General features: G+C 38.7%; 10 protein-coding genes. 2 read left to right on the forward strand and 8 right to left on the reverse strand.

The window, feature by feature from the left end:
- Positions 1-63 precede the first annotated feature (63 nt).
- The 3 genes from metF to HMPREF2607_RS02365 all read right to left on the reverse strand — a co-directional run bounded on the left by metF (position 64) and on the right by HMPREF2607_RS02365 (position 3,978).
- A complete protein-coding gene (gene metF / locus HMPREF2607_RS02355; protein WP_021144026.1) occupies positions 64-939 on the reverse strand; it encodes a methylenetetrahydrofolate reductase [NAD(P)H] in 876 nt (291 codons plus the stop codon).
- A gap of 186 nt (positions 940-1,125) precedes the next feature.
- A complete protein-coding gene (metE, locus tag HMPREF2607_RS02360) occupies positions 1,126-3,375 on the reverse strand; it encodes a 5-methyltetrahydropteroyltriglutamate--homocysteine S-methyltransferase (protein WP_070475600.1) in 2,250 nt (749 codons plus the stop codon).
- Positions 3,376-3,627: 252 nt separating this feature from the next.
- Positions 3,628-3,978, reverse strand: a complete 351-nt coding sequence (locus HMPREF2607_RS02365) for a hypothetical protein (RefSeq protein WP_004182017.1) — start codon at positions 3,976-3,978, stop codon at positions 3,628-3,630.
- A 146-nt stretch (positions 3,979-4,124) separates the two neighbouring features.
- On the opposite strand from HMPREF2607_RS02365, the gene pabB reads away from it, so the two are divergent.
- Together pabB and HMPREF2607_RS02375 are read left to right on the forward strand one after the other, a co-directional pair.
- The gene (gene pabB / locus HMPREF2607_RS02370) at positions 4,125-5,855 is read left to right on the forward strand and encodes an aminodeoxychorismate synthase component I (RefSeq protein WP_070475603.1); all 1,731 of its coding nucleotides are present in this window, start codon (positions 4,125-4,127) and stop codon (positions 5,853-5,855) included.
- Positions 5,856-6,070: 215 nt separating this feature from the next.
- Positions 6,071-8,707: a calcium-translocating P-type ATPase, PMCA-type gene (locus tag HMPREF2607_RS02375; RefSeq protein WP_070475606.1), complete on the forward strand. Its 2,637-nt coding sequence runs from the start codon at positions 6,071-6,073 to the stop codon at positions 8,705-8,707.
- A gap of 151 nt (positions 8,708-8,858) precedes the next feature.
- Here HMPREF2607_RS02375 and dltD read toward each other — a convergent pair whose 3' ends face one another.
- The 5 genes from dltD to HMPREF2607_RS02400 are packed head-to-tail and all read right to left on the reverse strand — an operon-like array spanning position 8,859 to position 13,311.
- Complete coding sequence (gene dltD / locus HMPREF2607_RS02380) at positions 8,859-10,127, reverse strand: D-alanyl-lipoteichoic acid biosynthesis protein DltD (protein WP_070475609.1); 1,269 nt, start codon at positions 10,125-10,127, stop codon at positions 8,859-8,861.
- The gene (gene dltC / locus HMPREF2607_RS02385; RefSeq protein ID WP_002891149.1) at positions 10,120-10,359 is read right to left on the reverse strand and encodes a D-alanine--poly(phosphoribitol) ligase subunit DltC; all 240 of its coding nucleotides are present in this window, start codon (positions 10,357-10,359) and stop codon (positions 10,120-10,122) included. Before dltC ends, dltD begins: the two co-directional genes overlap by 8 nt.
- Before the next feature lie 17 nt (positions 10,360-10,376).
- Entirely contained in the window at positions 10,377-11,624 is a 1,248-nt protein-coding gene (gene dltB, locus HMPREF2607_RS02390) for a D-alanyl-lipoteichoic acid biosynthesis protein DltB (RefSeq protein ID WP_021144021.1), read from the reverse strand.
- Positions 11,621-13,171, reverse strand: a complete 1,551-nt coding sequence (gene dltA, locus HMPREF2607_RS02395) for a D-alanine--poly(phosphoribitol) ligase subunit DltA (RefSeq protein ID WP_004182015.1) — start codon at positions 13,169-13,171, stop codon at positions 11,621-11,623. The genes dltB and dltA overlap by 4 nt, the downstream gene beginning before the upstream one ends.
- A gap of 8 nt (positions 13,172-13,179) precedes the next feature.
- Positions 13,180-13,311 (reverse strand): teichoic acid D-Ala incorporation-associated protein DltX, encoded by a 132-nt coding sequence (locus HMPREF2607_RS02400; protein ID WP_002885174.1) that lies wholly within the window; start codon positions 13,309-13,311, stop codon positions 13,180-13,182.
- Positions 13,312-13,490: the final 179 nt, after the last annotated feature.

The raw sequence follows: 13,490 nt of genomic DNA on the forward strand, positions 1-13,490 counted from the left end.
TTTAACCTGTCTACTTGACAGGGGGCATATCATTAAACTATAGGTGGTAATTTTATGATTCAATTATAGAGCACTAACTTGTGAATGATGCTTAAATAAGGAATGAGTCGCTTCGTGAATATGACGAGCAGTTTCTGCATTATTCATGGTGTAGAGGTGAACGCCTGCAACATCTTGAGTAACAAGGTCGACAATCTGGTCAATCGCATAAGCAAGACCAGCCGCTCTAAGTGACTCAGGATCATGCTCATACTTATCCAAAATGGCACGGAACTTACGTGGCAAATGAATATTCTCACAAGTCTTAAGCAAACGTAGAGCTTGGTTACGATTCAAGATAGGCATAATTCCTGCATGAATTGGTACATCAATTCCAGCCAAGGTACATTTATCTTGAAAATCATAGAAACGTTCATTGTCAAAGAAGAGTTGGGTTAAAAGACCAGAACAACCTGCATCAACCTTTTTCTTAAGGTTTTGGATATCAGAGATTTGATTTGGCGAATCTGGATGCCCTTCAGGATAGCAGGCACCGATGATATCAAATTGAGGAGCTTCTTCCTTGATAAATTCAATCAAATCAGTGGCATATTTAAAGTCTTTAAGAGGTTCCACACCAGGAATGATATCGCCACGTAGGGCTAAGATACGGTGTACTCCAACGGCATCCAAGTCACGTAAGGTATCAGCAACCTTTTCTTTACTCAAATAGATAGCTGGAAGGTGGGCAATCGTTGGGATAGCTAGGTCATTTTGAATATGATCCGCCAAAGGAACCGTCGTCTCTTTGATATTATATTTGTTATTACTAGCTGTAACACTGATAAAGTGTGGAGCCAATCCTTGCATATCCTCAAGGGCACGTAGGATTTTTTCGTTACCTACTGCTGGGTTAGGTGGAAAGACTTCAAAAGAGAGTGATGGTGTTTGGCTTGTCATATTTTATACCTTCTTCTTTTTAGATTTTTGTTAAGACGAAAGCTGTTTTAAGTGCCTACTGACTTCATGAGTACAGTTAAACAATTGTTAATCATAGCCTGCTTGCAAAAATCTTTAGAACATTATTCGCTATTGAAAACCTTCTACACTTAAGGAAGAAGGTCTTCAACATATGATAACTTCCTCTTACAAGTTTTCGCGAGCTGCTTTTGCAGCTTCTACAAGCTTAATCAAGCTTTCTTTAGTTTCTTTGATTCCGCGAGTCTTCAAACCACAGTCAGGGTTGATCCATACTTTACCGCTTGGTACTTTTGCCAAGATTGCTTCGATAGTGTGGTCAATTTCACCGTCTTGTGGGACACGTGGTGAGTGGATATCGTAAACCCCAGGTCCAACTTCTGTTTGGAAGTTTTGAGCTTTAAGTTCATCCAAGATTTCAAGATTTGAACGGCTAGCTTCAAATGAGATAACGTCAGCATCTAAGTTATCGATAGCTGGGATGATATCTGTAAATTCTGAGTAACACATGTGAGTGTGGATTTGTGTGTCTGGTGCTACAGTTGAGTGTACCAAACGGAAGGCTGGAATTGCCCAGTCGAGGTAGTCTTCATACCAGTCACTACGACGGAGCGGCAATTTTTCGCGAAGAGCAGCTTCGTCAATTTGGATAATTTTCACGCCTGCAGCTTCAAGGTCAAGTACTTCATCTTTGATTGCAAGAGCAATTTGAAGAGTTGAATCCTTGATAGAGATGTCCTCACGTGGGAATGACCAGTTAAGGATAGTAACAGGTCCAGTCAACATACCTTTAACAGGTTTGTCAGTACGGCTTTGTGCGTAGCTAGACCATTTCACAGTGATTGGGTTAAGACGAGTCACATCACCCCAAATGATTGGTGGTTTAACCCCACGCATACCATATGATTGCACCCAACCGTTTTTAGAGAAGAGGTAACCTGACAAGTTTTGACCGAAGTATTCAACCATGTCGTTACGTTCGAATTCACCGTGTACAAGTACGTCAAATCCAACTTCTTCTTGCCATTTAATCCATTCATCAGTGATTTCAGCAAGGAAAGCATCGTATTCTTCTTGTGACAATTCATTCTTACGGAAAGCCAAACGTTTCGCACGAACTTCCTTAGTTTGAGGGAATGAACCGATAGTTGTTGTTGGAAGCAATGGAAGTTTGAAAGCATCTTTTTGAATCGCTTCACGTTCTGCAAATGCTGGCAAACGAGTGTAATCAGCTTCAGTCAAGCCTGCAATACGGGCACGAAGTTCAGCATTTTCACCAACACGCTCAGTCGCAAAGAGTTCTTTGTTGGCAGCAAGGGCTTCTGCACCTTGACCATTGCGGATAGCATCCAAATCACGCAATTCGTCCAATTTTTCAACCGCAAAAGCAAAGTGGTTCAAGATAGCTGGTTCAAATTCTTCGTTAGCAGTTGTAAATGGTACATGAAGAAGTGAGCAAGATGTTGTCAAAACAACATTTTCAGCTGGCACTTGTTCAAGAATTGCAAGACTCTTCTCGTAGTTATTACGCCAGATGTTTTTACCATTGACGATACCGGCATAGAGAGTCTTATCAGCTGGGAAACCACCTTTAACCAATTCAAGTGTTTTCTTACCTTCAACAAGGTCAAGACCAATACCATCAACTGGCAAGTTCACAAGGTCATTGTAGACATCACGAACGTCACCAAAGTAAGTTTGGATCAAGACTTCAAGACCTTTTTTATCAGCCAAAAGTTTGTTGTAGAGGTTCAAGAAGAGAGCTTTTTCTTCAGCTGACAAATCTTTAACAAGGGCTGGCTCATCGAGTTGAATACGTGTAGCACCAAGTTCTGCCAATTTAGCAAAGACTTCTTGGTAAGCTGCCACAAAGCTATCTACAAAGTCTTCTGCTTTCACACCATCTTCAAAGTCAGATAATTGAAGGAAAGTAAATGGTCCAACGACAACTGGACGTGTGTTAAGGCCCAATTCTTTAGCTTCTTGGTACTCATCAAAAATCTTGTGACCAGCAAGTTTAACTTCTGTTGTTTTTTCAAATTTAGGAACGATGTAATGGTAGTTAGTGTTAAACCATTTTTTCATAGGAAGGGCACGTACATCCCCTTTTTCACCTTGGTAACCACGCGCCAAAGCAAAGTAACGTTCAAGATCTGTCAAATCCAAGTTTTGAACAGATTCAGGTACGACGTTGAAAAGGAAAGCTGCATCAAGGAAGTTATCGTAATGTGAGAAATCATTTGAAGGAATTTCACTGATACCCTTCTCTTTAACAATATTCCAGTGTTTTGCACGCAAGTCTTTGGCTGCTGTTAAAAGTTCATCTGCAGTAATTTCATTTCTAAAGTATTTTTCTGTTGTAAATTTTAATTCGCGGAATTCACCCAAACGTGGGAAACCAATGATAGTAGTTGACATCTTGTGTCCTCCTCTTTGTTGTTGAACTTATCTTACCAAAGAAACGGGTGGCTGTATAATTGCTATTAGTTTTCTCTATATATAGTTTTTGACTATAACCTATAAAATAAAGGGTTTCTAGCTACCGTTATCTCCTTTTGTTTAGATATTGTTATAGCTAATAACTATATATCAACCAGATAAATCCTTTTTTATAACAAAAAAGCCCTAGACTTTTGTCTAGAGACTCTATTATTTACTAGGATTAGGACACTAAGCTCTATAAGTGCTCAGTACTTTCTCTTGAAGCCAAGATGACGTATAAGACATATTCTCACTATTGTAACTATTCCAGATAAAATAACCAAAAACTACCAATACTAATAAGAAACAAATTCCTAATACGGCTAACCAGATGATTTGTTTCTTTAAGCTATCATACTCACTCATATAGCCATTATGGATTTTAATGAGTTCATTTCTTTTTTTGTTACTTGACTCTTTAGCAATGGCAATTTCTAGCTCATACATTTGATGCTTCCATGAATTCTTAGAAGTGCCTTTTTTCATTTTATGGTTTGAAAGACTGCTGTTGCCTTTCTCAAAGTTATTTTTTTCAGTCATATTTCCCTCTAAAATCTTCTTTTAGTCCCTATCATTATAACATATGTAAAACTATCTGAAAAGTTCATTTTTGGTTAGAATTTTGAGAAAGAGAATTAAAACATGAAAAAGAACCAGAGGGAAACTTCTTATGTTATACTCTAAGTATGCATAAGAAAACTGTTATTGATTTTAAAGAACTTGGTGTCAGACAAATTTTTACAGACGCCATTAAAGAACTAAAAACAAAGAACATTAAGGAAGTTAAGCATCTCTTAGCTGAAGTCGAAGCCTATCAAAATAAGGGCTATTATGCAGTAGGTTATGTTTCCTATGAAGCTGCCCCTGCCTTCGAGACAAAATTTCAGGTTATTGATGGTCCATTAATGTCAGAGTATCTCCTCTACTTCACTATTCATGAAACTGTTCAAACAGAGCCTATTCCACTTGCTTATGAGCCAATTACCTTACCAAAATCTTGGCTAGAGCTAACTTCTGCAGAGGAATACAAGGCTGCTATTGAGCAAATACACCACCATATTCGACAAGGTGATACTTATCAGGTCAATTATACTGTTCAACTCCAACAGAAGCTGACAGCTGATCCCTTTGCCATCTATAACCGATTGGTTGTTGAGCAAAATGCACATTACAATGCCTTTATTCAGCACGATGATGTTTCTATCATTTCCATAAGTCCAGAACTCTTCTTTAAAAAAGATGGTGATAGGCTGACCACTCGTCCAATGAAAGGTACCACCAATCGTGGTTTAACAACTGAAACTGACCTCAAACAAGCCCATTGGCTAGCTCAGGATCAGAAAAATCGCTCTGAAAATATGATGATTGTCGATCTACTTAGAAATGACATGAATCGTATTTCAAAAATAGGAAGTGAAGATGTCAAGAGCCTTTGCCAAGTTGAACAATACTCTACGGTTTGGCAAATGACTTCAACTATTGAGACGCAACTCCTACCAAATAGTCGTTTAAATGATGTCTTCCAAGCCCTTTTTCCATGCGGATCGATTACAGGTGCCCCAAAAATAGCAACCATGGAGATTATTAAGAAGGTTGAAAAACAGCCTCGAGGTGTTTATTGTGGAGCTATTGGTATCTTGGTGCCACAGGGACCTAGTATTTTTAACGTGGCCATTCGGACACTACAAATGGAAGGAACCAAGGCTATCTATGGTGTCGGAGGAGGTATTACCTGGGACAGCAACTGGGAAGCTGAATATGAAGAAACAAAGCAAAAAGCTGCTGTTCTATACCGTCAGAACCCCAAATTCGATCTCATTTCAACTGCTCGTGTCCACCAAGGAAAACTGCTATTTCTTGAGGAGCATATGAAACGCTTGCAAGAGAGTAGTCGCTACTTTGACTATCCTTTCAATGCAGAAAAAGCTCACTATCAAGTCGAAGCTCTGTGCCAATCACTAGACTTTGACAAAGATTACCGTCTTAAAATGTCACTTGCAAAAGATGGTGAACTGAAGTTTGAACATACCCAATTAACAAACTTATCCAATGACTTCTGCCAAGCAAGGTTAGTTGAGCAAAGGCATACGTTGGATAGCCCCTATACCTTCTTCAAAACAAGTTACCGTCCTCACCTTAGTATCGAACCTCACGAACAAATCTATTATAATCATGAGGGGCAACTCCTAGAAACCTCTATCGGTAACATTGTGCTTAAAATCGAGGACCAACTCTACACACCACCCGTTCACCTCGGCCTCTTAAATGGCATCTACAGACAAAGCCTAATTGCTGATAATAAGCTTAAAGAAAAAGTCTTGACCGTAAAAGATATGGAACAGGCTCAGGCCATCTACGGATGCAATGCGGTGAGAGGCTTGTATGAATTGAAGGTGGAAGGATATAATTATATTTAACGAAAAAATACAAGTTTTTTGTTCTCCCCTACTCTTGCTAAAGACAAAAGAAACTTCAATATTCTATTGGTAAAAAATCAACAATTTAATAGTAAAATAAAGTATAATACTTACTGATAGTTATTCAGTTATCGTGACTGTAATGATAAGCTTTTTGGCTTATAATTTACTAGCCTTAAAATTCAGTAATAATTTAGAAAGGATACAAACCTTAAATGAAAAAATTTAAAGGCTTGACTTCTGCTGAAGTTCAAGCAAGTAAAAACGCCCATGGCGATAATAGGCTCTCTAGTAAAGAGGCTAACTCGCTCCTCTCAATCTTTATCGAAGCCTTCCAAGATCAATGGATTCTTATCCTCTTGGCTGCCTTAGGATTAAAAATCATCTTCAACTTTGTTGGAATGATTTTCCCTGCTATTGGTGAAGCCAACTGGTATGAGGCTATCTCACTAATTTTCGCCATTTTGATGTCTACAGGATTCTCAGCAGTCTCACAATACCGAAATGAGCAAAAATTCAACACTCTTCAAGAAGAGGCTTCAAAAACTAATGCTAAGGTTTATCGTGATGGTAAACTTAAAGAAGTTCTTGTTGATGATATTGTAAAAGGTGATCAAATTCTCCTTCAATCAGGGGACAAGATTCCAGTTGACGGTATCATACTGGAAGGTGAGTTAAAAGTAAACCAAGCTGTCCTTAATGGTGAAAGTGAAGATGCTAAGAAACTTCCTCTTGGTGATCAAGCAGAACCAGACTCTTCCGACCTCTTTACAGAGCTCAAAGTCTTCCGTGGTACAGTTGTTACTTCAGGTGAAGCCGTTATGGAAGCTACACAAATTGGTGATAATACTGTTCTAGGAAGCATCAATACTTCTCTTCAAGAAGATAGTAAAGATTCACCATCCAAAGAAAAACTCAACAAGCTTGCTGGAAACATCGGTGTCCTCGGTTATAGTGCAGGTGCTGCATATTCAGTAATCAACCTTGTTTTAGGCTTTATTGCCCTCAATAAGGCTAATAACCTCAATGGTGGTTCAATCTTCCTTCTTATCATTGAAACGATTCTCTTTGCGGTTACAATCATCATCATGGCCGTTCCAGAAGGTCTTCCGATGATGTTGGCACTCGTTTCTTCAATGAACTCAGGACGACTTTTAGCTCAAAATATCCTGGTTCGCCATCCTGATACCATTGAAACAGCCGGATACATGAATATCCTCTTCAGTGATAAGACTGGTACTATCACTGAAGGTAAACTATCTGTAGTTGACTTCTTCCTTGCTGATGGAACACTTTATGCAGCTACTGGTGAAACTGAGGCTCCTGATTTTGACACTATGTCAGATAGCCTTAAAGCTGAAATGATTAATGGTATCGGTCTTAATAACGACGCCATGGTAGCTGATGGCAGTGCTGTTGGTAGTAACGCCACTGACCGTGCACTTCTTGATTTCCTTATTGGTCGTTCTCAACTTGATTTTGATACAAATACAATTACTGAGAAGCAACAATTCAACTCAGCAACAAAATTCGCAAGTGTAACGACTAAGGACGGAAAAACTTACATCAAGGGTGCTCCAGAATTCATCCTAAATGACTGCTACTACTATCTTGATAAAGATGGTAATAAACAAAACTTTACAGATGATATTAAAGCTCGTTTCCAAGAATTATCATTGGAACAAGCTAACCGTTTAATGCGTTTGCTTGCTATCCTAAATACAGATGGAAATGATAAAGTCTTGATTGGTATCGTATGTATCCGTGATAACGTTCGTTCTTCAATTAAACAAACTGTTGAAACAATGAACCGTGCAGGTGTTCAAGTAGTTATGGTAACTGGTGACCGTAAAGAAACCGCTGTTGCTATCGCTAAAGAAGCCGGTATCGTTACTGGTCAAAATGACCTTGTCCTTACTCACGATGAACTCTCTGCCCTTTCAGATCAAGAACTTAAACAACAATTGCCTCACTTAAAAGTGGTCAGTCGTGCCCTTCCAATGGATAAAAAACGTCTTATTGAGGCAGCTCAAGACCTCGATATGGTCGCTGGTATGACAGGTGATGGGGTCAATGACTCACCTGCCCTTAAATCGGCTGATGTCGGATTCTCAATGGGTGATGGTACTGAAGTCGCACGTGAAGCCTCAGATATCGTTATCTTGAATAACTCATTGACTTCGATTGAGAAAGCCGTCCTCTATGGACGTACTATGAGTAAGTCAGTAAGTAAATTCATTATCTTCCAGTTAACCGTAAACGTGACTACAATTGCTATGTCACTTCTCTCACCACTCTTGGGCCTCAAAGAACCATTTACAATTATCCAAATTCTCTGGATTAACCTTATCATGGACACACTTGCTGCCCTTGCCTTTGGTGAAGAACCTACGCTAGATCGTTACATGAATGAAAAACCAGTTGCTAAGAAGGCAAATATTCTTACTGGCTATATGAAATCTGCTATCGGTGTAGCTAGCATCTTCATTACTGTCGTATGTTTAGCAATTCTTAAAAATGTTGGTGGTATCCAAGACTTTATCACAAATGGAACTGGCAACTTTGAAATGGTAACAACATTCACCTTTACAGTATTTATCTATGCTGTCATTTTCAACTCACTTAATACACGTAGTAATGGATTCAATGTTTTTGAACATATCGGCGAAAACAAGAAATTCTCAATTGTAATGATTTCTATTGCTGTCGTTCAAACATTGATCATTCAATTCGGTGGTAAAGTATTTAGTACCGTTCCAATGGACGTTCAACACTATATCGTTGCACTTCTTATCGCGGTTTTGATCATCCCTGCAGATTTAATTCGAAAAGCTCTAACTAAAAACAAATAACTATCTGTATAACGTATTATAAAACTTAAAAGGATAAAAAGGATTGAGAGTTATCCCAATCCTTTTTAATAATTTCCGAAGGTAATACCGTGGAAAGATCATAACATAAAAAGGCTTTAACAAGCCTTTTTGATTGATTTATTAAGTAATACTACTTAAACTGACTAGGAGCCCCTGTATAACCTGCCCAATCCTTACTATAAAAGCGGTCGTTCAAGTTATAGCTAGGTGCAGGTGTTGGATTACTTACAAATGGATCAACAGCCTTGTCAAAGGCTACCCAACCTTTCCATCCCATATGAATGGTATCTTGCATGAAGTAAGGTTGATCTCCATCTTTTGAGAAGTCAGCAATATTGGTGAAGCCTTGACTTTCCAATTGATAACGGATTTTAGAAACCGTAGCGTCATACATTTCTTGACTTAGTCCCGTATAAGCCATCCACTTGCTATTAACAGGTGGGATGACAAAGATAACGTTAGTATTTGACTTCGCAAATTGATTTAAGACTAACTGTAGGTCACCGTATTCTTGTGAAACTTCATACGAAAGATTCTTTTGGAAACCTTTAAGTTTACCAATCTTTTTAGCCAAACGTTTCTTATAGAAACGGTCATCGATACCAAAGTCGTTTGACTTGGTATGAGCTTCTGCATCTCTTACGGCAACCTGGTCAAGTGCCTCGTAAGAGAACTTGTCTGGCAACTCTTTAAGATAAGGAAGAACCTTCTTGTCGTAATTTGCATTATTTGATGCTGCAAAAGGACTGAACAAGGCATCTTCTCGCTTATTAAGCTCTGCCATAAATTGAATATAAGTCTTATCAAGAGAATTTAAATCTTGTCCATTAGCCACTTTAGAAAGTTGAGATTTCATAGTAACCTCAGGTTTCATCTCTAAGATACGCTGAGCAGCATATTGAGAATTTGCATCCGTCTGATTTTGACTTAAGAAACTACTAAGTTGGTCGTTATTGTAGAACTGCTGGAAAGCCGCAGAATTGTAACCTTTTTTAGTAAACCACTGTGGTGACAAGACGTAGACTGCTGTCCCATTTTTCAATTCAGGAAGCATTTGTTGCATTCCCAAATATTGGTTTAGAGAGGCAGCCCCACGTTGTCCAATAAAATATGGGCGATAGTTACGGTCGTATTTTTCAGCTAAAACAGCTGGATGAAGGGCATCAAAACGCAACCATTCACTAGACCCAAAGAAAGGGACAAATCGATGATTCTTATCAGAAAGAGCTGTCGTCTTATTAATACGGCTCTTAAAGTTCTCAGTTGTCAAGGTTACTGCGTTACGTTTTTCAACCTCATAATTATGTTTTCTGCCTTGAGGGTAGGAAAAAATAACTACTACTACCAAGACTAAGGCACAGATTATAGGGCCAAAAATTTGCCATAAACGCTTAAGCATTGCGAAGCTCCGTTACCCCTTCAACAATCTTATTAGCTGTGTTCCAGTCATCACGACCAAATTCTGAAACTGGCACACGAATATCGAAACGTGATTCCAATTCAACGATAAGCTCAACTGTTCCCATAGAGTCGAGAACACCAGCATCGAAAAGGTCTTCATCCATCATGTCTGAAACATCTTCCATGAAGAGTTCATCAATAATTTCAATAACTTCTGATTTTACATCCATTTTTATAATTCCTTTACTTATTTTTTAGTGAACCAGAGGTCATTCAAGAATCCAGAGAAAATCAAGAATGACAACATAACAGTGTTAAATGTAATAAAGATTCCCAAAGCCTTCGTCCATTTATTTTCAGGAAGTGGCTCAAGACCAGCTTTCTTACGTTCTTTATTAATGGTCTTCTTCTTACGTAACCAGGCATCATTAATTCCTAGACCAATACCATGGAAAATACCATAAGCAATGTAATACCAGGTAACTCCATGCCAGAATCCCATAACCATCATATTAATGACATAGGCCACATTTGATGTCGTGTTTCGGTTTTTGAAAACCTTGTTTCGCATCAAAACCATAACCAAACGCATAAAGACAAAGTCACGGAACCAGAAAGACAAGCTCATATGCCAACGATTCCAAAATTCTTTCAAGTCTCGTGAGATGAAAGGTTTGTCAAAGTTGATTGGGCTCTTAATCCCCATGAGGTTTGATGCTGCCAAGGCAAACATCGAGTAACCCGCAAAGTCAAAGAAGAGATCAAGACCGAAAACATACATGACACCAAGTGTTGGTAAATTAAAGATACCACCTTGAGCCAAAGCTTGTGCTTTCAGTGAAGGCAAGAGCATACTTCCGAAAATCTGAGCCAAAACAAACTTATAGAGGAAACCAAGCATGATATATTTTACAGCTTGCTCCAACATATTCATCAACTCGTCTCGCTCAGGAATCGCTTTGTAATCTTCGTTAAAGCGTTTGAAGCGATCAATAGGACCACTCGTAAAGGTTGGCATAAAGAGCATGAATCGGAGGAATTCTCCAAGTGTAAACTCTTTTAAGACACCATCCCGCATCTCGATAATCATACCAACTGATCGGAAGGTCAAGTAAGAAATACCAAGAAAGTTTAAGAGCGACTGAGTACCATTTATCGCAGGCTCTACCTTAACAAAAATCAAAGGAAGGACTACAAGAAATGAGTGTAAATAGAAAACCCATTTATTGTCCTTGTTACTGCGGTAATATTTGTAGGAATAAACCCAGATGATTTGCCAAACGATATAGAAGAGTAAGGCTAGTAATTGGCTAGCATGTGTTCCTGTCAGAGCGAGAACAATAAAGGCTAGACTTACCAAACACTCATAAATCGCAAAACGCTTTTTAAAGAAGAGACCCACAAAGATTGGCAATAGAGCTAATCCAAGATAGATAAAATAGAAGGGGTTACCGTAGGCTTCTAAATGGGGGAGCTGTTTCAAGAAGTCAATCATCGGTTGTTAACCTCACTGATAAGACCCTTGATATCAATTTTCCCATTTGGTGTTAAAGGCAAGCTCTCACGATAGAGGAACTTAGTAGGCATCATGTAAGACATCATGATATCTTCTAAGTCAGCCTTAATCGCCTTGGTGATATCAATTTCACGTTCAAACTGCTCACGAACACCATCCTTAAGAATCACATAAGCCAAGAGATTCTGAACCTTATGGTCTTTATTGTAACGTGGCACAGCTACTGCTGAATCAATATACTTAGACTTATTAAGGTTTTGTGAAACATCCTCTAGCTCAATACGGAAACCATTAAATTTAATCTGGAAGTCCATACGACCACCGTAAAGAAGGAGACCTTCATCAGTCATCGTTCCTACATCACCAGTATGGTAAGCAGGTAGGCCATTAAACTCGAAGAAGGCTTCCGCAGTCTTTTCAGGATTGTTCATATATCCTTTTGAAACTGCTGGTCCTGATACGATGATTTCACCTTGTTGACCATTTGGAAGGATATTGCCATCCTCATCGATAATATAAGTCGGTGAATCTTCCTTGGTATAACCAATTGGCAAACGCTTAAGGTTAGCCAGCATCTCATCAGTTACTGCTACTGCTGATAAGGCTACAGTTGCTTCAGTTGGTCCGTAAGCATTAATAATACGTGCTTCTGGGAAACGTTGGCGAAGCTTTTGAGCAGTCTTGACAGTCAACTCTTCTCCGTCAAAATAGAAATGCGTAATTTCTGGCATCTTCTCTGCATTGAAGTCTTCAGACAACATTGCCATATCTGCAAAAGATGGTGTTGATGTCCAAATAGCAATTGGAAGTGAGAAGATCGTTTCAAAGAGCTTCTTGAAGTCCTGTGTAATGGCTGAAGGAAGCGCATAGAGTGTTCCTCCAAGTGCCAGTGTAGGTGCCCAGTACATTACTGACAAGTCAAATGAATAGGGCGGTTGAGCCAGCATTTGAGGACGTTTTGGAGTTGCAAATTCCTTGTCCGTAATCATCCAGTTAGTGAAACTAAGGAGATTATTGTGTGAAATTTGGACCCCTTTAGGCTTACCTGTAGTTCCTGAGGTAAAGATGATGTAATAAGTATCATCTCCCTTAACAGGATGAGTCACTTCGTAGCTAGTCTTGCTTTCAAAAGCTGTTGTCACTTGGTCCAATGTTAAGATTGGAGCTTGGACATCCTCAAGTGGGAAGTCATTGATAGCAATAATCAGACTAGGCTCTGCTACTTCAACGATAGCCGTCACGCGCTCAAGAGCTGAGTGACTATCAATTGGAATATAAGCGTGACCAGATTTAGTCAAAGCGACAAAAGTTGCCAACATTTCATACTCTTGCCCGCCATAAACCACAACAGGTGATTTTTCTGGAATATCAAGACTATCAATCTTAGCTGCCAAGCTATCCGAGTCAGCTTTTAAGTCACCGTAAGTGTGAACTTCCCCTAAAATATTGTAAACAGGAAAGTCAGGTTGTGATTGAGCAAACTGCTCAATCGTTTCAATCATATCTTTAATTTTTGTATTCGTCATTATTCTTCCTAAAATTCGTTATAGATAAAATTACCTTGACCTTGTCCTAGGTAATTGTAGAGATAAATTAGGGCCATAAAAATGGCGAAATAAAGCAAGGTTTGTCCTAAAAATACCAGGACGTTTTTATGTTTTAACATTCTAATTTTCGATACCTTTTTTTATATAATATCCTCTTTAGTTTACCATCTTATCGCCATTTTTTCCAATAAAAAAGAAAAAATAACTAAATTTCATTTCTTTTTCATCAATAGTTTTTAGTGATAAATGGTTAGCTAAAATGATAAAGTCAAAACCACCCGTGAGAATGATATGCCCC

Origin of the sequence: Streptococcus sp. HMSC078H03 (assembly GCF_001808655.1) — a bacterium.
GTDB classification, from domain to species: domain Bacteria; phylum Bacillota; class Bacilli; order Lactobacillales; family Streptococcaceae; genus Streptococcus; species Streptococcus salivarius_G.